This window comes from Halomonas sp. PBN3, from assembly GCF_000475415.1.
GTDB classification, from domain to species: domain Bacteria; phylum Pseudomonadota; class Gammaproteobacteria; order Pseudomonadales; family Halomonadaceae; genus Halomonas; species Halomonas shengliensis.
The window spans coordinates 16,209-37,713 of sequence record NZ_AXCA01000209.1 but is presented as its reverse complement, the minus strand read 5'-3'; the positions used below and the strand labels follow the sequence as shown (position 1 = coordinate 37,713).

The 21,505-nt window shown below is 71.3% G+C and carries 19 protein-coding genes and 1 riboswitch; of the genes, 4 read left to right on the top strand and 15 right to left on the bottom strand.

Translation table 11 applies throughout. From position 1 onward, the window contains the following. Positions 1-22: 22 nt before the first annotated feature. Genes Q673_RS33955 through Q673_RS33925 form a run of 7 tightly spaced genes read right to left on the bottom strand, consistent with a single transcriptional unit; the run spans position 23 to position 5,916 of the window. On the bottom strand, positions 23-1,474 hold the full coding sequence (locus Q673_RS33955) for a cobyric acid synthase (RefSeq protein WP_023007250.1): 1,452 nt from the start codon (positions 1,472-1,474) through the stop codon (positions 23-25). Further along, the gene (gene bluB / locus Q673_RS33950) at positions 1,462-2,169 is read right to left on the bottom strand and encodes a 5,6-dimethylbenzimidazole synthase (RefSeq protein ID WP_023007249.1); all 708 of its coding nucleotides are present in this window, start codon (positions 2,167-2,169) and stop codon (positions 1,462-1,464) included. Before bluB ends, Q673_RS33955 begins: the two co-directional genes overlap by 13 nt. Next, positions 2,166-2,771 carry a cob(I)yrinic acid a,c-diamide adenosyltransferase gene (gene cobO, locus Q673_RS33945; RefSeq protein ID WP_023007248.1) on the bottom strand — a complete coding sequence of 202 codons (606 nt, stop codon included), beginning with the start codon at positions 2,769-2,771 and terminating at the stop codon, positions 2,166-2,168. The genes bluB and cobO overlap by 4 nt, the downstream gene beginning before the upstream one ends. A 1-nt stretch (position 2,772) precedes the next feature. Then, positions 2,773-3,543, bottom strand: a complete 771-nt coding sequence (cobF, locus tag Q673_RS33940) for a precorrin-6A synthase (deacetylating) (protein ID WP_023007247.1) — start codon at positions 3,541-3,543, stop codon at positions 2,773-2,775. After that, positions 3,540-4,334, bottom strand: a complete 795-nt coding sequence (gene cobM / locus Q673_RS33935) for a precorrin-4 C(11)-methyltransferase (RefSeq protein WP_023007246.1) — start codon at positions 4,332-4,334, stop codon at positions 3,540-3,542. Before cobM ends, cobF begins: the two co-directional genes overlap by 4 nt. 2 nt (positions 4,335-4,336) lie before the next feature. Beyond that, positions 4,337-4,696 (bottom strand): cobalamin biosynthesis protein, encoded by a 360-nt coding sequence (locus Q673_RS33930; protein ID WP_023007245.1) that lies wholly within the window; start codon positions 4,694-4,696, stop codon positions 4,337-4,339. Then, complete coding sequence (locus tag Q673_RS33925; RefSeq protein ID WP_023007244.1) at positions 4,693-5,916, bottom strand: bifunctional cobalt-precorrin-7 (C(5))-methyltransferase/cobalt-precorrin-6B (C(15))-methyltransferase; 1,224 nt, start codon at positions 5,914-5,916, stop codon at positions 4,693-4,695. Before Q673_RS33925 ends, Q673_RS33930 begins: the two co-directional genes overlap by 4 nt. On the opposite strand from Q673_RS33925, the gene Q673_RS33920 reads away from it, so the two are divergent. Beyond that, a complete protein-coding gene (locus tag Q673_RS33920; RefSeq protein ID WP_023007243.1) occupies positions 5,917-6,675 on the top strand; it encodes a cobalt-precorrin-6A reductase in 759 nt (252 codons plus the stop codon). It abuts the gene before it with no gap. Here the strand turns inward: Q673_RS33920 and cobJ are convergent. From cobJ to Q673_RS33880, 8 genes are read right to left on the bottom strand one after another with little or no spacing between them, the layout of a single operon-like run. After that, on the bottom strand, positions 6,639-7,421 hold the full coding sequence (gene cobJ / locus Q673_RS33915; protein ID WP_023007242.1) for a precorrin-3B C(17)-methyltransferase: 783 nt from the start codon (positions 7,419-7,421) through the stop codon (positions 6,639-6,641). The genes Q673_RS33920 and cobJ overlap by 37 nt on opposite strands. Beyond that, positions 7,418-8,143, bottom strand: coding sequence for a precorrin-2 C(20)-methyltransferase (gene cobI, locus Q673_RS33910; protein WP_031218736.1), 726 nt, complete (start codon positions 8,141-8,143; stop codon positions 7,418-7,420). The genes cobJ and cobI overlap by 4 nt, the downstream gene beginning before the upstream one ends. Positions 8,144-8,154: 11 nt before the next feature. After that, entirely contained in the window at positions 8,155-8,784 is a 630-nt protein-coding gene (locus Q673_RS33905) for a precorrin-8X methylmutase (RefSeq protein ID WP_023007240.1), read from the bottom strand. Next, positions 8,768-9,973 carry a hypothetical protein gene (locus Q673_RS33900; protein WP_023007239.1) on the bottom strand — a complete coding sequence of 402 codons (1,206 nt, stop codon included), beginning with the start codon at positions 9,971-9,973 and terminating at the stop codon, positions 8,768-8,770. Before Q673_RS33900 ends, Q673_RS33905 begins: the two co-directional genes overlap by 17 nt. Continuing rightward, positions 9,973-13,836, bottom strand: a complete 3,864-nt coding sequence (gene cobN / locus Q673_RS33895; protein WP_023007238.1) for a cobaltochelatase subunit CobN — start codon at positions 13,834-13,836, stop codon at positions 9,973-9,975. The genes Q673_RS33900 and cobN overlap by 1 nt, the downstream gene beginning before the upstream one ends. Beyond that, entirely contained in the window at positions 13,836-14,969 is a 1,134-nt protein-coding gene (cobW, locus tag Q673_RS33890; protein ID WP_023007237.1) for a cobalamin biosynthesis protein CobW, read from the bottom strand. The genes cobN and cobW overlap by 1 nt, the downstream gene beginning before the upstream one ends. Further along, complete coding sequence (locus Q673_RS33885; protein ID WP_023007236.1) at positions 14,966-16,342, bottom strand: cobyrinate a,c-diamide synthase; 1,377 nt, start codon at positions 16,340-16,342, stop codon at positions 14,966-14,968. Before Q673_RS33885 ends, cobW begins: the two co-directional genes overlap by 4 nt. Continuing rightward, the gene (locus Q673_RS33880; protein ID WP_023007235.1) at positions 16,335-18,101 is read right to left on the bottom strand and encodes an AAA family ATPase; all 1,767 of its coding nucleotides are present in this window, start codon (positions 18,099-18,101) and stop codon (positions 16,335-16,337) included. Before Q673_RS33880 ends, Q673_RS33885 begins: the two co-directional genes overlap by 8 nt. A gap of 116 nt (positions 18,102-18,217) precedes the next feature. Beyond that, positions 18,218-18,451: riboswitch (cobalamin riboswitch) on the bottom strand. A 237-nt stretch (positions 18,452-18,688) separates the two neighbouring features. Here Q673_RS33880 and Q673_RS33875 point away from each other — a divergent pair. Genes Q673_RS33875 through Q673_RS33865 form a run of 3 tightly spaced genes read left to right on the top strand, consistent with a single transcriptional unit; the run spans position 18,689 to position 21,503 of the window. Continuing rightward, entirely contained in the window at positions 18,689-19,678 is a 990-nt protein-coding gene (locus Q673_RS33875) for an ABC transporter substrate-binding protein (RefSeq protein WP_235048544.1), read from the top strand. 8 nt (positions 19,679-19,686) lie between these two features. After that, complete coding sequence (locus Q673_RS33870; protein WP_023007233.1) at positions 19,687-20,742, top strand: FecCD family ABC transporter permease; 1,056 nt, start codon at positions 19,687-19,689, stop codon at positions 20,740-20,742. After that, complete coding sequence (locus tag Q673_RS33865) at positions 20,739-21,503, top strand: ABC transporter ATP-binding protein (protein WP_023007232.1); 765 nt, start codon at positions 20,739-20,741, stop codon at positions 21,501-21,503. Before Q673_RS33870 ends, Q673_RS33865 begins: the two co-directional genes overlap by 4 nt. Positions 21,504-21,505 lie beyond the last annotated feature (2 nt).

Genomic DNA, 21,505 nt, shown 5'->3' with positions numbered 1-21,505 from the left:
CCCGCTCACGAGACGCCTGGCGTTAACACCGCAACAACCGCTGAATAGCGGACATATCAAGATGCGCTTCCAGAGCATCGGCCAGTCGATCGAGCTCCGCCTGGCGGTGGGCGGCCAGGTTCACCGCCTCGCCTGCCTCCTCCAGCCCGCAGCGGGCCAGCAGTGCCGCACCGGCCGCGGGCTGATCGAAAAGGCCATGCAGGTAGGTGCCCAGCACCCGGCCGTCGTCGCTCACTGCCCCGTCCGGGCGCCCCACCAGCTCGCACAGGGGGCGCTCGAGCGCCGGCCCCGTGGTAACGCCGTTGTGGATCTCGTAGCCGGCGATCGGCACGCCCTCGGGCAGCAGGCGTCCGCTCACGTTGCGCAGCTGTTTGCCGGCCACCATGCGGGTCTCCATCTCGAGCAGCCCCAGCCCCGGCGCCGAGCCGGCCGCCCCCTCCAGCCCCGCGGGGTCGTGGATCCAGTCGCCCAGCATCTGGAAACCACCACAGATCCCCAGCAGCTTGCCACCATAACGTAGATGGCGGCGGATGGCCGCCTCCCAGCCCTGGGCGCGCAGCCAGGCGAGATCCGCGCGGGTGCTCTTGCTGCCCGGCAGGATGATCAGGTCGGCCGGCGGAATGGGCCGATCCGGCCCCACGAAGGTGAGCGCCACCCGCGGGTGCAGGCGCAGTGGATCGAAGTCGTTGTGGTTGCTGATGCGCGGCAGCGCCGGGACCACCACGCGCAGCACCGGCTCCCCCTCCTCACGCCCCTCGCGACCGATACTGTCCTCGGCGTCGAGCAGCAGGCCCTGGAGGTAGGGTAAGGTGCCCAGCACCGGCTTGCCGGTGTACGCCTCCAGCCAATCCAGTCCCGGCTGCAGCAGCGCCATATCGCCGCGGAAGCGGTTGATGATAAAGCCCCGGGTCCGGGCCCGTTCGGAGGCGGTGAGCAGTTCCAGGGTGCCGACCAACTGGGCGAAGACCCCACCGCGGTCGATGTCACCCACCAGCAGCACCGGGCAGTCGATCATCTCGGCGAAGCCCATGTTGGCGATATCGTTAGCCCGCAGGTTGATCTCCGCCGGGCTGCCCGCCCCCTCGGCGATGATCACGTCGAAGCGCGCCGACAGTGCCTGCCAGGCGGCCAGCACGGAATCGCGCGCCTCGCGCTTGTAGGCGTGGTAGTCCAGCGCGTCCATATGGCCATGCACCTGCCCGCGCAGGATCACCTGGGCACCGCGGTCGCTCTCCGGTTTGAGCAGCACCGGGTTCATGTCGCTGTGAGGTTCGAGGCCACAGGCCAGCGCCTGCAGCGCCGTGGAGCGGCCGATCTCACCGCCGTCCACGGTCACCGCGCTGTTGAGCGCCATATTCTGCGGCTTGAACGGGGCGACCGACACCCCACGACGATGGAGCGCGCGGCACAACGCCGCCACCACGGTGCTCTTGCCGGCATCCGAGGTGGTGCCCTGGATCATCAGGGTCGGCATGAGTCCCCCAGTGCCTGGCGAAGCTCGTCATCGGTGACCCCTCGCCCCCAGCCATTAGCATGCACCAGCTCGGCCAGCGGCAGCCGCTGACGCCAGCCCTTGCGGGCCAGCTCCGGCTCGCCCAGAAACTCGCTGACATAGCCGATACATAGATAGGCCAGTGGGTAGACCTGCTCCGGCAGGCCCAGCACCTCGGCCAGGTCCTGCTGGTCGAGGATGCTCACCCAGCCCACGCCGATGCCTTCCGCCCGAGCCGCCAGCCACAGGTTCTGTACCGCCAGGCAGGCGCTGAACAGGTCCGTGTCGATGATGCTGTTGCGCCCCAGCACGTGCTCGCCGCCGCGTGTCCGGTCGCAGGTGATGCACAGGTTCAGGGGGCCATCGCGGATGCCTTCGAGCTTGAGGCTGCGGTAGGTCCGCCCGCGCTCCCCGACGTAGTGATCCGCGGCCTTGGTGTTCTCCCGCTGGAAGATCTGATACACCCGTTCGCGGGTCGCCAGGCTGTCGATCACCAGGAAATCCCAGGGCTGCATGAAACCCACCGAGGGGGCGTGATGCGCGGCCTCCAGCAATCGCGCCAGCACCGCCGGCGGGATGGGGTCGGGCAGGAATTGAGAACGCACGTCCCGGCGCTCGTGGATGGCGCGATAGACACCGGCCCGCTGTGCCTCGGAGAAGGCGTGCTCGGAGCTCATAGCTCGACGCCCTTCTGGGCCCTCACTCCCTGATCCTTGAAGGCGTGCTTGACCACTTTCATCTCGGTGACGGTGTCGGCCAACTCGATCAGCGCGTCGGGGGCGTAGCGCCCGGTCACGATGGCGTGCTGCATGGCCGGCCGCGCCTGGAGGTCGTCCAGCACGCGATCCAGGTCGAGGTAGCCGTTCTTCAAGGCGATATTGAGCTCGTCGAGCAACACCATGTCGAAGCTCGGGTCGGCGAGCATGCGGCTCGCCACCTCCCAGGCCGCCTCGGCGGTCTGGACGTCGCGCTCGCGGTCCTGGGTGTCCCAGGTGTAGCCCTCGCCCATCACGTGGTACTCCACGCCCGGCAGCTGGCGGAAGAAGGCCTCCTCACCGGTGCTGAAGGCGCCCTTGATAAACTGCACCACGCCCACCTGCATGCCGTGGCCCAGGGCCCGGGCCAGCATGCCGAAGCCGGAGCTGCTCTTGCCCTTGCCGGGGCCGGTCAGCACCAGCAGCACGCCCTGGTCCTTGTCGGCGGCCTTGATGCGCTCGTTCATGATGCGCTGCTTGATGGCCATGCGCTCGGCATGACGCTGAGGATCGACTTTCTTCATTTCACTCTCCACCACTGATTTTGCGTAACAGATAGATGTCCATGATCCAGCCATGCCGCTCGCGCAGGGCGGCACGCCGCTCGAGAATCGTCGCGGCCACCTCCGCCAGGGGGCCGTCGATCAGGTGCTGCTTGTCCATGCCCAGGTAGGCGCCCCACCAGATATGCAGGCCCTCCGGCGGCAGCGCCTGGAAGGCGCCGCCGCTATCGAGCATCACCGCCACGCTCGCGGCGTCACTCGGCCAGCCGCGCTCTCTTAGACGGCGGCCGGTGGTGATCTGCACCGGTTCGGCCAGCGCATTGAGGGGGATGCGGTGCGCGGCGGTCAGCACCTGCAGGCTGGTGATGCCCGGCACCACGTCTACCGTCACCTCGCCCCCCGTTCGGGACCCCAGCCTCCCGGCGATACGCAGGCTGCTGTCATAGAGCGAGGGGTCCCCCCAGATCAGCAGGCCGACCCGGCCACCCTGGGGCAGGTGGGTCGCGATCAGTTCCCCCCAGACGGCGGCGATGGCCCCATGCCAGTCGTCCACCGCGGCCAGGTAGTCGGCACGGGTATCGCGGCGCGGCAGGTCGAACTCCACGACCCGGGTGCGGGACGACGCCTCCAGCAGATTGCGACACAGCAGCCGGCGCAGGTCCACCAGGTCCGAGTTGGCCTCGCCCTTGCGCGGCAGCAGGATCAGGTCCGCCTCATTGAGGGCCCGTACGGCGGCCAGGGTGACATGCTCGGGATTGCCCGTGCCGATACCGATCAGCGAGAGATGGATCATACGCCGTCACCCTCGCCGGCGGCGAAGGGCGAATCCGCCGACTGGGGCCGGAAGCGGCGGTCATAGCCGAGCGAATAGAGGCAGCTCTCCTGGAAATCCTCGCTGCCCAGCACCGGGCCCACCAGGATCAGCGCCGTGCGCTGCATGCTGGCGACGACCTGGGCCTCCACGGTCGACAACTGCCCCCGCACCACCCGCTCGTCGGGCCAACTGGCCCGCCAGACGATGGCCACCGGGCAGTCGGCACCATAGTAGGGCGTCAGCGCTTCCACCACCTGGGCCAGGTTATGGATGGAGAGGTGAATGGCCAGGGTGGCGCCGCTCCTGGCGAAGTTAGCCAGGGTCTCGCCGGCCGGCATGGCGCTGGCCCGCCCCGGGGTGCGGGTCAGCACCACGGATTGGGCCACCCCCGGCAGGGTCAGCTCCTGGCCCAGGGTGGCAGCAGCGGCGGCGAAGGCCGGCACCCCCGGGGTAATGGCATAGGGGATCGCCAGTTCACGCAGCCGGCGCAGCTGCTCGCCCATGGCGGACCACACCGACAGGTCCCCGGAGTGCAGCCGGGCGACATCGTGCCCCGCGGCATGGGCGGCGCGCATCTCGGCGATGATCTCGTCGAGGGAGAGCGGCGCGGTATTGATGATGCGGGCGCCATCCGGACAGTGCTCGAGAAGCGCCTCGGGTACCAGCGAGCCGGCGTAGAGGCATACCGGGCAGGAAGCGATCAGGTCCCGGCCCCGCAGCGTCAGCAGGTCCGGTGCCCCGGGGCCGGCGCCGATAAAGTGGATGGTCATGTTCAGTCTCCTTTCGCCAGGGCCGCGGTGGCTTGGCGGTCCGTCGAGATCAGCCGGGGGCCGAGCAGGGTCGCCCCGGGGCCCGCCGCCAGCAGGGCCACCGCCTCGGCGACGCTGCCGGTGCCCCGGGCCGCCAGGCTATACGGGGAGCGGGTCAGGGTGACCGCCCGGGGCAAGTCACCCTCCGCCACTCCTATCACGGGGATGCCGTGTCGTTCCCCCAGTGCCTGGACCAGCGGTAGCATCGACTGCACCGCGGCCAGCCGGTCGACCGGGCCATAGCGCCGGCACAGCCGGTCCAGGGCGTTATCCAACGAGGCCAGGCCGGCGCCGCGGCGAAAGCCGAAGCCCGCCACCCTCATCGGCTCACCCGCCACTGCACGATGGGGTAGCTGGCCTTCCAGCCCCGCCGGGTGCCGAGGGGCGCGGCCCTGGCCAGCTCGATACGCAGCAGCTCGCCGCCGGCCCGCCGCTGCCACTCGGCCAGCAGGGCCTCGGATTCCAGGGTCACCGCATTGGCCACGACTCGCACGCCGGCCGACAATCGCCGCCATAGCGCCTCCAGCAGGGCCTGGGACAGCCCGCCGCCGATAAAGACCGCCTCGGGGGGCGGTGCCTCGGTCAGGGCCCCCGCTTCCAGCATCGCCAGCGCATCGCCTTCCATCACCTCCAGCCAGTCGACGCCGAGGGCATGGGCATTGCGGCGCGCCCGGGCCGCCCGCCCGGCGTCGCGCTCGACGCCCAGGGCACGGTTGTCCGGATGGGCCAGCAGCCACTCGATGGCGATGGAGCCCGAGCCGGTGCCGAGATCCCAGAGCCGCTCCCCCGCCCGGGGGGCCAAGGCCGCCAGGGTCAGGGCGCGCACGGCCTGCTTGGTGATCTGGCCATCGTGGTCGAACCATTCGTCTGGCAGGCCCGGCGTCAGCGGCAGGGCCGGCCCCTCCCCGGCCACCTCCAGCCCCACCGCCACCGGATGGGCGATATCGTCCGGCAGGGCGGCGTCGGCCCGCACGCTGCGGATACGCTCCTCGTCGCCGCCCAGGGCCTCCAGCAGATGCAACCGGGAGGCGCCGAAGCCGAAGCGCGCCAGCCAGCCGGCCAGCTCATGAACGGCGTCGCCGTCCCGCAGCAGCACCAGCAGGCGTCGGCCAACCTGCAGATGGGGGCGGATCCGCGTCAGCGGCTTGGCATGCAGGCCCAGGCAGGTGCAGCCCTCCAGCGCCCAGCCCAGGCGGGAGGACGCCAGGCCGAAGGTGGAGGGCGCCGGCAGCGCCCGCCACTCGCCGGGGGAAAGATACCTCACCAGGCTGGTGCCCGCCCCGAACCAGAAGGGGTCGCCGGAGACCAGCATCACCACCCGGCGACCTCGCTCGGCCAGCAACTGGGGGATGCCGTCGGCGAAGGGCACCGGCCATTCGCGCACCTCGGCCGCCAGCGGCGGCAAGAGGCGCAGATGGCGCCGCGCGCCGAACACCAGCTCGGCATCCTCCAGGGCGCTGCGGCTTGCCGCGGTCAGCCCTTCTGTGCCACCTTCCCCCCAGCCAAGCAGCGTCAGCCAGGGAGCCTCGTCTAGGTCCGTCATATGAAAATCCTGATTCTAGGGGGCACCACGGAAGCCAGTGCCCTGGCCGGCGCCCTGGCCGAGAGCCAGGTCCCTGCCCTGTTCAGCTATGCCGGCCGGGTGGCCACTCCCAAGCCGCAGCCGCTGCCGACCCGGGTCGGCGGCTTCGGCGGGGCGGCGGGCCTGGCCGACTTCCTGGCAGAGCACGGCATCACCCACCTGGTCGATGCCACCCACCCCTTCGCCGAACGAATGAGCCAGAACGCCGTGGCGGCGGCGCGGCGTGCCGGCATCCGCCTGATCGCCCTGACCCGCCCGCCCTGGACGCCTCAGGCCGGCGATCGCTGGACCCGCGTCGCCGATATCGAGGCGGCGGTGGCGGCGCTTGCCGGCCCACCCGAGCGGGTGCTGCTGGCCATCGGCCGCCAGCACCTGGCCGCCTTCGCGGCCCAGCCCCGGCACCACTACCTGCTGCGCCTGGTCGATGCCCCCGAGGCGCCGCCGCCCCTGCCCCATCACCGGGTGGTCCTGGACCGCGGCCCCTTTACCCGGGAAGGCGATCGGACCCTGCTGCGGGAGCACGGCATCCAGCGCATCGTCTGCAAGAACGCCGGGGGAAGCGGTGCAGTGGCCAAGCTCACCGCCGCCCGCGAGCTGGGCCTGCCGGTGGTGATGATCGAACGGCCGGCGCTGCCTTCCCGTCACGAGGTGCACTCGGTCGAAGCGGTACTGGCCTGGCTCGCTCACGCGTCAGACCCCAAGGCCGACCGCGGGGTATAGACCCAGGGCACGCCGACGGTATGGCACGGGATCAGCCGCGTCTGGCTGGAGCCCACCAACACCAGGGTGCGCATATCGGCCATCTCCGGCGTGGCCTCGCCCAGAGTGGTGACCCTCAGGGACTCCTCCGGCGTGGCGACGGCCCGGGCGAACATGATCGGGCGCGCCGGCCCGCAGGCCTCCCGCAGCACCTCCAGGGCGCGCTCGAAGCCCTCCGGGCGCGCCCTGGAGCGGGGGTTGTAGAAGGCCATGGCGAAGTCGGCCTCGGCGGCCAGGCGCAGGCGGCGCTCGATCAGCGCCCGGGGCTTGAGGTTGTCGGAGAGGTTGATGCAGCAGAAGTCGTGGCCCAGGGGCGCCCCCAGCCGGGCGCTGGCGGCCAGCATGGCGGAGATACCCGGCAGCACCTGGATATCCAGGGCGCGCCACTCGGGCTCCCCCGCTTCGAGCGCCTCGAAGAGCGCCGCGGCCATGGCGAACACGCCCGGGTCCCCCGAGGAGACCACCACCACCCGGTGCCCCTCGGCGGCCAGTCGCAGCGCCGCCTCCGCCCGGCGGATCTCCTCGCGGTTGTCCGAGCCGTGGCGAGTCATCCCCGGCCGCGGCGCCACCCGTTCGACATAGGGCACATAGCCCACCACATCGGTGGCCTCCGCCAGGGCGACGGAGACCTCCGGGGTAATCAGCGCCTCAGAGCCCGGCCCCAGGCCGACCACCTTGAGCCAGCCACCGCTTGCCACCTCGTTCATGGCCGCCTCCCGTTGCCGTGGATCACCAGGATGGAGAAGTAGGGGACGCTATCGCCGACCTCGCGAAACGGCCGGATGCGCTCCTGGGGCATGGCGGCGTACTCGATCAGCCAGGCCTCGTCGTCGCGGCCGGCCCTGACCAGGGCCCGGCGCAGCTTGTCCAGGTTGCGGCCGATCTTCATCACCACCAGGGCATCGGTCTGCGTCATCCTCTCGACCAGGGCCGCCTCCGGCAGGGTGCCCATCAGCACGGTAAGGACGTCGTCGCCCCAGGTCACCGGCCGCCCGGTGGCGGTCCAGGCGGCGGACATGCCGGTGATGCCCGGCACCACCGCCACCGGCACCCGTCCCTGAAGGCGGGTATAGAGGTGCATAAAGGAGCCGTAGAAGAAGGGGTCGCCCTCGCAGAGCACCACCACGTCCTGGCCCGCCCCGGCGATCTCACTCAGTTGCGCGACCTGCTTGTCGTAGAAGGCCGCCAGCAACTCGTTGTAGCGGGGGTCGTCGACGGGGATCTCGGTGGTGACCGGGTACTCCATGGGCAGCTCGATGACGTCCCGCGCCAGCAGGCCCTCGACGATGCTGCGGGCATGGCCGCGGCGGCCCTGCTTGCGGAAATAGGCGACATGGGAGGCCCCGCGGATCAGCCGGTCGGCCCGCACGCTCATCAGGTCCTGGCTGCCGGGGCCCAGGCCGACGCCGTGGATGGTGCCCGGTGGCATGGTGGCGAGGCTCATTCGCGGCGATCCGCCATGGCGTTGAGGGCGGCCACCGTCACCGCGCTGCCGCCGAGGCGCCCCTCGACGACCACGCAGGGCGCCGCGGCGCTCTCCCACAGGGCCTGCTTGGATTCGGCGGCGCCCACGAAACCCACCGGGCAGCCGATGATCGCCGCCGGCCGCGGGCACGCCGGGTCTTCCAGCATATTCAGCAGGTGGAACAGGGCGGTCGGCGCATTGCCGATCGCCACCACCGCGCCGTCCAGCTGGGGGCGCCACAGCTCCAGCGCCGCCGCCGAGCGGGTGTTGCCCAGCTCCCGGGCCAGCTCGGGTACCCGCGCGTCGTGCAGGGTGCAGAGGATGGCGTTGTCCGCCGGCAGGCGCGTGCGGGTGATGCCCTCGGCGACCATGCGCGCGTCGCAGAGGATCGGCGCCCCCGCCTCCAGCGCCGCCCGGGCGCGGTTCACCGCATCGCCGCGGAAATGAATGTAGGGGGCAAGCTCCACCAGCCCGGCGGCATGGATCATGCGCACGGCCACCGGCTCCTCCTCCGGCGCGAAGCGCGCCAAGTCGGCCTCGCGCCGGATCGTGGCAAAGGACTCCCGGTAGATGGCCGGGCCGTCCGTTTCATAGACGTAAGGCATCGCGATTCTTCTCTAGGTATTCGATCACATCGGATTCACTGAGGCCGGTGGCGGCCGGCGCCCCATCGGCGCGACCGCCGATGATCAGGTCGTAGCGCCCGTCCCGCCCGGTCAGGCAGAGGTCGGTCGGTTGCCGGCAGGCACAGCCCTTGGCGCAGCCGGAGAGATGCACGGAGCCCGCGATAAGCTGGCGTTCGGCCAGCGCCCGCGCCAGGCCCAGGGTCGCCACGCTGGCCTGCTCGCAGTGGGGGGCCCCAGGGCAGGCCTGCATGGCCAGGCGCGGATCGCCCTCGCTCCCCACTAGCCCCGGCGGCACCTGTTTATCGAAGGGCTGATCGAAAGGCGCCCCCGTGGGGACCCCCTCGATCAGCAGGCGCCGCCAGGGGGTGACCCGCACGGCGGTAAGCGCCTCGGATTCGACCGCAGCTCGCAGGGTCGCGGCCGACGCCCGGCCGAAGGGCAGGCCCAGGACCCGCCCCCTCGGATGCCGCCCCAACGCCATGGGCTTGCCGGCCCTGATTGACAATGTAGAAGCCGGCGGCGTGGAGGCCGGCGCCCAGGACGGCAGCGGCGCCTCGTGCCGGCGCATCCGCCCGGCGTCTCGGCCGCCGCTGGCGACGAACCAGCAGGCCAGCCGAATCAGCAGCTCGACGGCGGCGGTGGGCGAGTCCACCGGGGTGCCCAGCGCCCGGCCATCGGCACGAACTAATAGGGCGCCCACCGCCGCCCGCTCGATACGCAGGTCCGCCGAGACCTCGCTTAGCAGCGGCGCATCCCCTGCGTCGATGGCCAGGCCCCACTTGGCCGGCAGCGCCGGCAGCTCATTGAGCCGGGCCTCCAGCAGGCACGCCACCGCATGGGTGGCGTCGCCGGCCCGCCAGTCGGGGGCCAGCAGCAACTGGGGATGGCGCTCGGCCTCGGGGTCCGGGTCGACCAGGCCGTGCTCGACGAGGGCCTCCATCAGCCCGGGCCAGGACGCCTCGGAGACGCCGCGCAGCTGCAGGTTGGCGCGGCTGGTCAGCTCGATCAGGCCGCTGCCGTAGGTCTCCGCCGCCTCGCATAGCGCCAGCAGCTGGGTCCGGGTCAGCCGGCCGAACCGCGGCCGAACCCGCACCAGCAGCCCATCGCCGCTGGCCATGGGGTGCCAGGCCCCGGGGCACCGCCCCTTGATACGTGGCTGATCCACCATCAGGGCGCCAGCTCCCGGGTCTCGTCGATCTCCAGCAGCAGGTCCTGCAGCGCCTCGCCCTGCTCGCCGGGCTCCCGCCACAGGTCGCGCTGGGCGGCCTCCAGCAGCCGCTCCGCCATCTCCTCCAGGGCCGAGGGATTATGCTCGCGCAAAAACGCCTGGTTGCGCGGGTCCAGCACCAGCGCCTCGGTGACCTGGGCGTACTGGTAGTCGGCCACCAGGTCGGTGGTGGCGTCGTAGGCGAACAGGTAGTCCACCGTCGCCGCCATCTCGGCGGCGCCCTTGTAGCCGTGCTCGCGCATGGCCTCGATCCACTTGGGATTGAGCACCCGGGAGCGGATCACCCGGGCCAGCTCCTGCTCGAGGGTGCGCAGCCGCGGCCGCGCCGGGTCGGCGTGATCGGCATGGTAGATGGCCGGGGCCTGGCCGGCCAGCGCCCGGCTGGCATTGGCCATGCCGCCCTGGAAGGCGTAGTAGGCGTTGGAGTCGAGGATATCGTGCTCGCGGTTGTCCTGGTTGTGCATCACCGCCTCCAGCCCCTCGAGCTGGTGCTCGAAGGCGGCCCGGGCGGCGACGCCGGACTCCGGGAACTGGCCGTAGGCGTAGGCCCCGGCCCCCAGGTAGGCCTCGGCCAGGTCGTCGGCGTTCTCCCAGGCGCGGCTGTCGAGGAGGCGGTTCAGGCCGGCGCCGTACTCGCCGGGCTTGCTGCCGAAGACCCGGTAGCCGGCCTCCCGGGCCGCCGCCTCCGGGGCGAGCCCCTGGGCCTCGAGCTCGCCCCGGCGCGCCAGCACCGCCGTGCGAATGGTGTTGGAATCCCCCGGCTCCTGGTACTCCGCCACCGCCCGCACCGCCCGGTCGAAGAGGCGGATCACATTGGCGAAGGCGTCGCGGAAGAAGCCGGAGACCCGCAGGGTGACGTCCACCCGGGGCCGCTGCAGCAGCATGGCGGGAATCACCTCGATATCGATCACCCGCCGGGAGCCCAGCGACCAGATCGGCCGCACCCCCATCAGCGCGAAGGCCTGGGCGATATCGTCGCCGCCGGTGCGCATGGTGGCGGTGCCCCAGATCGACAGGCCCAGGCGGCGCGGGTAGTCGCCGTGATCCTGCAGGTAGCGCTCGACGAACGCCTGGGCCGAGGCCTCGCCCAGGGACCAGGCGGCCGGCGACGGAATGGCACGGTTGTCGACGCCGAAGAAGTTGCGCCCGGTGGGCAGCACGTCCAGGCGCCCGCGGCTGGGGGCGCCGCTCGGCCCGGGGGGCACGAAGCGCCCCTCGAGGCCATCCAGCAGCGACTGGAGCTCCATCTCGGCGCCGCGTTGCATATCGGCCCAGAGCCGCTCCCGGGCATGGCGGCACTGCTCGGCGGTGGCCGGGTAGTCCCGGGCCAGGGTCGCCAGGCAGCCCTCCTCCAGAACATGTGTCTCCACCAGCCGATGGGCCAGCAGCTCCAGGCGCTCGCGGGTATCGGCGGCGCTGCGCCAGGGGGCATCGGCCAGCGCGGCCAGGGCCGGCGGCCGTGGCCCCTGCCAAGGCTCGGCCCCGGCCGCCAGGGGGTCGAAGCCCGGCGGCAGCCCCAGGTCGGCGGCCAGGTTATGCAGCAGGCCGCGCTGGGCCGGCGATTCACCCCGCGGCAGCCGCAGGATGGCGACCAGGGTCCCGGCCCGCTTGTCCCGCGGCGGCAGGCTGCCCAGCACATGGAGGCCGTGGCGGATCTGCGCCTCCTTGATATCGCACAGGTAGGTATCCAGCTCGTTAAGCAGGATTTCTTCCTCCGCGCCGTCGGCGCCGTGGGTATTCTGGGCCAGCTCCCGGTCGATCCCGGTGTCGCGCAGGTGGGCCAGGATCCGCTCGCGCAGCAGGGTCTCGCGGCGCGGGTCCATGCCCAGGGCCTGGTAGTACTCGTCGGTCAGCGCCTCCAGCTCCGCCATGGCGCCGTAGAGCTCGGCGCGGGCCAGCGGCGGCATCAGGTGGTCGATGATCACCGCCTGGCTGCGGCGCTTGGCCTGGGCGCCCTCCCCCGGGTCGTTGACGATAAAGGGATAGAAGTGCGGCAGCGGCCCCAGGGCGACCTCCGGCCAGCAGTCGGCGCTGAGCGCCGTGCTCTTGCCCGGCAGCCACTCCAGGTTGCCGTGCTTGCCGACGTGGATCACCGCGTCCACCCGGTAGTGCTCGCGCAGCCACAGATAGAAGGCCAGGTAGCTATGGGGCGGCGCCAGCTCGCTATCGTGGTAGCTCTTGGTGAGGTCAGCGCCAGGCCCTTCACTGATGTCGCGCTCCGGCTGGATACCGACGAAGGTCTCCCCCAGGCGGATCCCGGCGATCATCAGCCGGCCCTGGCGGTACTTGGGGTCCGCGCCGGGCGGCCCCCAGCGCGTCCACACCGTCTCTTGAAGGGCCTCCGGCAGGGTCCGGAACCAGGCCAGGTAGTCGTCGACGGCGATACTCTGCCAGCAGGGGCGCCCGTCCAGGGCCTCGCGAGCATTGGTGACGCCGCCCTGCAGCCACCGGATCAGGGCGTCGCCGTCCTCCGGCACCTCACTCACCGGATACCCCGCCCCGGCCAGGGCCCGCAGGATGGCGACCGTCGAGGCCGGGGTATCCAGGCCGACGCCGTTGCCGATGCGCCCGTCGCGGTTGGGGTAGTTGGCCAGCACCAGCGCCAGGCGTTTCTCTCGGTTCGGCCCGTGTCGCAGGTCGCAGAAGCGCCGCGCCAGCCGGGCGACGAAGGCGGCGCGCTCCGGGTGCAGGGCGTGGCGCACCACCGACAGCTGACAGCGCTCGCTGTAGTGGGCCTCGCTCTTGAAGCCCACCGCCCGGGTCAGGATGCGGCCATCCATCTCCGGCAGCACCACCTGCATGGCCAGGTCGCGGCTGCGCAGCCCGCCGGCCTCGGCCCGCCAGTCCTCTTCGGTGCTGCTGGCCAGGATCGCCTGCAGCACCACCGGCCGGCCGACGAAGAGTCCCGCGAGCTCCTGTTCGAGCTCCGCCTCGCCGAGGGCCTCGCCGTCGTCCGCATGGCGATTGACGGAGAAGCCGGTGGTATTGACCACCAGGCCCGCGCCGGTCGCCTCGATCAGGTGATTGACGAAGGCCAGGCAGGCCGACTCCTTGAGCGAGGCCACCGCCACCGCCAGGGGCGCCAGGCCCTGGGCCTCGAGCGCCGCGATCAGGCCATCCAGCACATCGGTATTGGCGCCCTGCAGATGGCTGCGATAGAAGAGCAGCAGGCAGACCGGGCGCTCGGGAACCTGGCGTTTCCGCCATTCGCTCAGGGTCGCCTCCTGCCGGCCCACCGTGTGGGGGTCGTAGAGCAGCGCCGCGGGAAGGGGCTTGGGTTCGCGCCACGCCAGGGGCAGCCCCAGACATTCCGCACCGACACAACGCAGCAGTTGCTCGGCGTTGTCCACGCCGCCCTCCCGCAGGTAGCGCCACACCCGGTGCGCCAAGGGGAAAGGCACGCTGGAGGCCGCCAGCAGATCGTCGTCCGGGGCGTCGCAGCCCGGCACCAGGATCAGTTGGCGGCCCTTGTCGGCGGCGGCCCAGGCCTGCAGGCGCTCGAAGCCGTAGCGCCAGTAGCCGCTGCCGCCCAGCAGCGAGACGATCACCAGCCGCGCCTCGTCCAGCACCCGATCCTCGTAGAGGTCATAGGCGGCGGGCTTGACCAGGTTCATCCAGTTGGCCAGGCGCAGCGAGGGAAAGCCCTCGCCGCCCGCCCCGTCCAGGCGCTCCACCGCCTGGGCCAGGGCCGACAGGCTGCTGTCGGCGGCGGACAGGATGACGACCTCGGCGGGGCTCTGCTGCAGGTCGACGATGCCCTCGTCGTCGACGAAGCCCCCGGGCTTGGCGGCGAAGAGGTGCATCAGGGCGTCGTCGCGATCTCGGCGCCCGCCAGGGCGGCGTGCAGGGCCTCGCTATCCAGCCCCTTGCCGATGATCACGAGCTGGGTCGCCCGCGGTTCGTCCGGCGCCCAGAGGCGGTCGAAGTAGCCGTCCAGGCGCTCGCCCACGGCCTGGATCACCCGCCGCATGGGCTTGCCCGGCAGGGCCGCGAAGCCCTTGGCGCGATAGATCTCGTGGCCCTGCAGCAGCGCCTGGAGGCGCGCCGCCAGGGCCTCGCCGTCCACCTCGCCCAGGCGGATCACGCAGGAGTCGAAGTGATCGTGAGCGTGGTCGTGATGGGCTCCCTCGGCGTGGTGGCGATCGTGGTGGTTGTCGATGCGGTCGATATGCTCTTCGCTCGCCGCGCCGATGCCCATCAGGGCCTCCAGCTGGGCCTGGTCCGCGGCCCGCGATGCGTCGCCGTCACCGTTGCCATAGCCGCGCTGGTCGATAAACAGGGTCTTCACCGAGGCCGGCACCCGCTGGGCCACCAGCGTTTCCACCCGGGCCCGCTCATCCGGGGCGAGCAGGTCGGTCTTGGTGACCAGCACCAGGTCGGCGGCGCTGAGCTGGTCGTCGAGCAGCTCGCGCAGGCTGGGGTCGTGATCCAGGCTCTCGTCGGCCCGGCGCTGGGCCTCCACCTTGTCGACGTCGCTGGCGTAGCGGCCGGCGGCCACCGCCGGGCCGTCGATCACGGTGATAATGGCGTCCACGGTGCAGTGCTGGCGCACCTCCGGCCAGTTGAAGGCCTGGACCAGCGGCTTGGGCAGGGCCAGGCCGCTGGTCTCGATGAGGATATGGTCGATATCGTCGCGGCGCGCCACCAGTTGCTTCATCACCGGCAGGAACTCCTCCTCCACGGTGCAGCAGATGCAGCCGTTGGCCAGCTCATAGATGCCGCGCTCGAGTTCCACGGGGGCGTCTTCGCCCTCCTCGTCACAACCCAGGGCACAGCCGCGCAGCAGGCTGGAGTCGATGTCCTGCTCGCCGAACTCGTTGACGATAACGGCGATGCGCTTGCCGGTGACCTGGCGCAGCAGGCCGGCCAGCAGGGTCGTCTTGCCGCTGCCCAAAAAGCCGGTCACCACCGTGGCGGGGATCTTGTTCAGGTTCATCCTTGGGACTCCTCGGTCTCTATGATCGCGCTTGTCGGCTGCTCGCTCGCCGTGAACAACCGGGCCAGGGCATCGGGGTTATCGGGGAAGTAGAGGTGCAGGTAGGTGGCCGTGAGGCCACGCTCACGATAGATGGCCTCCCCCGGCGCGGGGTGGCGCTGGCGCCGGCCGAAGGCGATGGGCTCGGGGGTGCCTTCCGCCACCGAGCGGTGGTGGGCGTGGCCGCGCACCGGCCCCTCCGGCAGCTCGGCGGTCTGCATCCCCTGGCAGCCGCGTCGCCCGCGCATGGCGCCCCGGCCGGGCAGCAGCCCCAGCATGGCGTGGGTCTCGCCGTCCACGTCGGTCAGGTTCTCCAGGCAGTAGAGCAGGCCGCCGCACTCGGCGAGGATCGGCTTGTCGACGGCGAAGAAGCCCTGGATCGCCTCGCGCATCGGCGCGTTCGCCGCCAGCCGTGCGGCGTGCAGCTCCGGGTAGCCCCCCGGCAGCCAGAGGGCATCGCAGGGTGGCAAGCGGCTATCGGTGAGTGGCGAGAAGAAGCGCAGGCTCGCGCCCATGCGCTCCAGCAGATCCAGGTTGGCCTGGTAGATAAAACTGAAGGCCGCGTCCCGGGCCACGCCAATCGTCCGGCCCCGCAGCGACGGCAGGGGCGCCGCGGCGGCCTGGGGCGGCGCCGCGAAGCTGACCGGCGGCAGCACCAGCAGCGCCTCCGCCAGCCCCTCGGCCTCGAGTGCGGCGGCGCCGGCCTCGAAGCGGGCCTCCAGGTCGTCGCGGATCTCCTCGGCCTGGACCAGCCCCAGGTGGCGCTCGGGCAGGGCCAGGGCGGCATCCCGGGGCACCGCGGCCAGCAGCGGAATCTCGGCCGGAAGCGCCTCCTCGATCAGCTCCCGATGGCGCTTCGAACCGCAGGCGTTGGCGATCAGCCCGGCGATGCGCACATCGTCGCGGAAGCCCGCCAGGCCGGCCACCAGCGCCGCCGCGGTCTGGGCCATGCCCTTGACGTCCATGACGATGGCCAGCGGCAGGTCGAACAGCGCCGCCAGGTCGGCGCTGGAGGGCTCGCCATCGAACAGTCCCATGGCACCCTCCACCAGGATCAGGTCCGCCTCCCGGGCGGCCTCGTACAGGCGCCGGCGGCAGTCGGCCTCGCCGGCCATCCACAGGTCGAGGGGGTCCACCGGCCGGCCGGAGGCCTGGGCCAGCACCCGCGGGTCCAGGTAGTCGGGGCCGGTCTTGAAGACCCGCACCACCTGGCCCCGGTTGCGCAGCAGTCGGGCCAGGGCCGCGGTCACCGTGGTCTTGCCCTGCCCCGAGGCCGGGGCGGCGAGAAAGAGGGCGGGACAGGCGGCGCTCGCCGCCTCGGTTGGCTTAGCCATGGGCCGACTCTCCACGGGACTCTCTACTGGACGCTCCATAGGACAGGGGGTGATAGTGGGCGCCCAATTGCGCGGCGATTCGCGCGCCGCGGCCGCGCTTGACGGCGGCCTCTTCGGTATCCACGACCACGCACTCCCCCAGCGACGGCAAGCCATCGAGGGGCTGGCGGGTGCGGCCGTCGGTGATCAGGTAGGTGCGCACCCGCAGGCCGGCGTCCTGCCGGCGCCACCGGCGAATCAGCCGCGCCGCGTGCTGGATCGCCTCGCGCAGCGGCGTGCCTCCGCCACCGCCGGCGGCCTCGAGCCGCCCGGGCAGCGTCTTGGGGGCACGACGCCGCGGCACCAGCTCCGTGACGCCGTCGTTGCCGAAGCCCAGCACCGCCAGTTGCTCCCGGGCGGCGTAGGCCTGGCGCCCCAGCCGCTCCACCAGCCCCTTGGCGCGGCCCAGCCGCCGCCAGCCCAGGGTGGAGGCGGAGGTATCCAGCAGCACCAGATGCACCAGCGGCCGGCCACCGCGGCCCCGACGATAGCGCAGCTCCCGCCAGGGCCAGCGGCCACGGTTGGCGACCAGGGTGGCGAACCAGTCCGGCCGGCGCGCCCGGGCCTCGCCACCGGCGCGCTGCCGACCCGGCCCGCCCTGCCGCCGGGTCCCCCGCGGCGCTGTCGCCGCGGGCGAGGTGGCGGCGTTGCGGGCCGGCGCCTCGGTCGCCGGCAGCGCCTGAGCCGGTACGTCGACGCTCGGCTGGGCCAGCGGTGGCATGGCGCCCCACTGCCCGTCTCCGCCCGGGCCGCCCTGACCCTCGCCGGGCGCGGCTCCGCCGCCATCGCCGCCGCCACTGCCACCTTGGCCGCCTGAGCCACCGGACGGCGGCATGTGATCGGGCCGGGACTCCCGGGTACGGCGATGGGCCAGCACCCAGGGGGCGACGGCGTCCAGGTCCTCCCGGGTCACCCTGGTCGCGCCGCGCCAGGCGGCATGGGCCCGGGCCGCGCGATGCCAGGTCACGTCCGCGCGCAGGCCCTCGACGCCGGCGGCCTCGCAGCCCCGGGCGATATGCTCGTAGACCCAGGGATCGGTGGTGATCTCGGCGAGCCTCTGCTGCGCCTGGCTCAGGCGGTGGGTCAGCGCGGCCTGGGCCTCGGCATGACTCGCCAACACGCCCTCGGGGTCACGATCGAAGGCCTCCCGCTGGCGCAGGATGGCGATGCGCTCCTCGACGGCCACCGTCGCCTCGAGCTCGAGGCAGAGGCCGAAGCGGTCGAGCAACTGGGGACGCAGCTCCCCCTCGTCGGGATTCATGGTGCCGATCAGGGCGAAGCGGGCGGGATGGCGATGGCTGATGCCGTCGCGTTCGACGCTGTTGACGCCGCTGGCCGCCGCGTCGAGCAGCAGGTCCACCAGGGAGTCCGGCAGCAGGTTGACCTCGTCGACGTAGAGCACCCCGCCGTCCGCCCTGGCCAGCAGCCCCGGCTGGAAGGCCGCCTCGCGCTCGGACAGCACCCGCTGCAGGTCCAGGCTGCCGGTCAGGCGCTCCTCGCTGGCGCCCAGCGGCAGGGTGACGAAGGGCGGCCGGCGCCCCTCGGAGGTATCGGGGAGGATCGCCGCCAGCGCCCGGGCCAGGGTGGACTTGGCGCTGCCGCGGGGGCCGCTGATCAGCACACCCCCCACCCGGGGGTCGATGGCGTTGAGCAGCAGGGCGGTCTTGAGGGCCGGCTGGCCGACCACGGCGACGAAGGGGAACTCGGCCACGGGGGTCATGGCACCACCGCCCGACCGGGCATCGGGGCCTGGCACACGACCAGCCGCGGCCCCCGACGTGAAGCTAGGAAAGGAATCACAGGCAGACTATCCCCGGTGCCCACCGCACCGTTACCGGATGAACGAAATAATGGGCCGGTCTCCGGGCTCGAGGAGGGCCTGGCGCAGATCGTCTCGGCGCCGTGCCGTCGCCTGCACCTTCCCGGCGGATGCCAGTGGTCGTCGCAGGCGTTTCACTCATTACCGTTGCGGGGGCAGCGATGGGATCGGCGCGAGGCCTCACCATACTTCCCGATTATCCCCTGGCCAACTTCCTCCAGGACAGGGGTACCCATTTTCATTCGAGCCATCCTAAAGCAAGAACCGCACCGGCGGCAACCGGGCTTGTTTTCTTGTGCCGACTTCCTCCATGATCTTCGCCGCTTGCGCCGACTCCCCGGGGAGAGCGACGAGCCCCATCACGGCATGGCCATGCAAGACGCGGCTTATTTATCGATTTTCCGCCAAAGAACCAGCGTCAAACCAGCGACCATTATTCAGACTTTACCGGAAGAGAGTTTATGAAATACGCTCGCCATCTACTGGCCATGTTATCGATAATTCCCGCCGCTCATTCCCTGTCTAATGACACGAATTATCCGCTGACATTGACCAACTGCGGCATGGAAATCGGCTTCCCCTCCGCACCGCAAAGCACGGTCACCGTCGGACAGTCGGCCACCGAGATCCTCTATGCCTTGGGCCTGGCCGAGCGGGTCGCCGGCACCTCGGTCTGGTTCACTCCGGTGCTGCCGGAGTTTCGCGAGGTCAATGCCGGCATCGAGCGATTGGCCGACAACGACCCGAGTTTCGAGGCCGTGGTCAACCGCCGCCCCGAGCTCGTCGCAGCCCAGTATGAGTGGCATATCGGCCCCACCGGCAGCGTGGCGACCCGCGAGCAGTTTCACGAGCTGGGCATCGCCACCTATGTGATGCCGGCGGATTGCGATACCAAGGACAACAGCACCGGCGGCGACGGCACCCGGACTGCCGCCTTCTCTCCCGAGGCGATCTACAAGGGCATCCGCGAGCTGGCCACCATCTTCGACGTCCAGGAGGCCGGGCAGGCCCTGGTGGCCGACCTGGAAGCGCGGGAAGCGACGGCCATCGCCGCCGCCGAGGCCCTGGAACTTCCCGAGGAGTTGTCGGCGGTATTCTGGTTCTCTTCCCCCGACCGATCCGCCGATCCCTATGTCGCCGGCCGACTCGGCGCACCGGGCTATATGATGGACGCACTCGGCATCCACAACGTGGTGGAATCCGATGAGGAGTGGCCCACCGTCGGCTGGGAATCCATCGCCCGGGCCGACCCGGATATCATCGTGGTGGCCAGCATGGATCGTCGCCGCTACCCCGCCGACGATGTCGCCGAAAAGCTCGACTTCCTGCATAGCGATCCGGTGACCCGGGAGATGTCGGCGGTACGCAACGGCCGCATCATCGAGATGGACGCCCATGCGATGAGCGCCACCATGCGTACGATCTTCGGCCTCGAGACCCTGGTCGAGGCCTTACCGAGCCTCGCCTTCGAGCGATGAATGCGTCGATGCCCCTGTCCCCGGCGGTGCGCTTGCCATGGCGCTGGGCCTGGCTGGCGCCGCCGATCCTGGGTATCGCCATCCTGGCGGGTACCGCCATCGGCGAGACTTCGATCCCGGTGGAGACCATCCTCAAGGTGCTGGCCAACCACCTCTGGGGGGCGGGCTATGCCGTCGATCGCATCGATGCCGGCATCGTCTGGAACTATCGGCTCAGCCGCACCCTGCTCGCCGCCGGTTGCGGCGCCGGGCTGGCCCTGGCCGGCGTGGTCCTGCAGGCGCTGCTGCGCAACCCCCTGGCCGATCCCTTCCTGATGGGGATCTCCGCCGGCGCCTCCACCGGCGCCGTGGCGGTGACCATCGCCGGGCTCGGCGCCGGCACCCTGACGCTCTCCCTCGGCGCCTTCGCCGGGGCGGGACTGGCCTTCGGCCTGGTGGTATTGCTCGCCCAGGCCGCCGGCAGCGGCACCGGGGGCGGACGCGGCGCCCAGGCCGCGGGGGCCATCATCCTGGCGGGCATCGCCGGCTCGCAGCTCTTCAATGCCCTCACCGCCTTTATCATCGCCAGGTCGGCGAATGCCGAGCAGGCGCGGGGGATCATGTTCTGGCTGATGGGCAACCTCTCCGGCGTGCGCTGGGACGATGTGGCCCTGGGCCTCCCCGCCGCCCTCGGCGGCCTCTTGGTCTGCCTGTGGTACCGGCAGGCGCTGGACGCCTTTACCTTCGGGGCCGATGGCGCCGCCTCCCTGGGCATCGCCGTAAACCGGGTGCGCGGCGTGCTGATCGGCGCCATGGCCCTGGTCACCGCGGTGATGGTCTCCATGGTCGGCGCCATCGGCTTCGTGGGCCTGGTGATTCCCCATGCCATGCGCTTTTTGGTCGGCAGCCGCCACACCCGGCTGGTCCCGGCCTCGGCGCTGGCCGGCGCGGTCTTCCTGATCGGCACGGATATCCTCTCGCGCATCCTGGTGCCGGGGCAGGTGCTGCCGATCGGCGTGGTCACGGCGCTGATCGGCGCTCCGGCCTTCGCCATCATCCTGGTGCGCGGGACGAGAAGATCATGAGACTGAGCGCCGAAAACATCGACTGGACGGTCCAGGGGCACCGCTTGCTGAGCGACGTCAGCCTCACGGTGGCCCCCGGGGAGACCTTCGGGCTGATCGGCCCGAACGGCTCGGGCAAGAGCACCCTGCTACGGGTACTGGCCGGGCTGCGCCGGCCGAAGCGCGGATGGGTGCTGGTGGATGAGCGACCGATGCGGCGGATGCGCCAGCGGGAGATCGCCCGGGCCATCGCCTTCGTCGAGCAGCAGGCGGAGACCCTCGACCGGGTGGCGGTTCGCCAGGTGGTCGCCCTGGGCCGGACCCCCTTCCTCTCGCCGCTGCGGCCCTGGTCCGACGAGGATGACGCCATCGTCGGCCAAGCCCTCGACGACGTCGATATGGGGCACCTGGCGGGGCGTCTCTGGCACACCCTCTCCGGCGGCGAACGCCAGCGGGTGCATATCGCCCGCGCCCTGGCCCAGCGGCCGAGGATCCTGCTGCTCGACGAGCCCACCAACCACCTGGATATCCGCCACCAGCTGTCGATCCTGCAACTGGTCGGGCGGCTACCGGTCACGGTGGTGATCGCCCTGCACGACCTCAACCAGGCCATGGCCTGTGATCGCATCGGGGTGATGGAGGCCGGCCGCCTGGTGGATATCGGCCCGCCCGAGCGAGTCCTCAGCGTCGAGCGGCTGCGCCGCACCTTCGGCGTGCAGGCGGATTTCCTCGATGACCCCAGGGACCAGGGCCGGATCCTGCGCTTTCGCCATGCCCTCTGAGA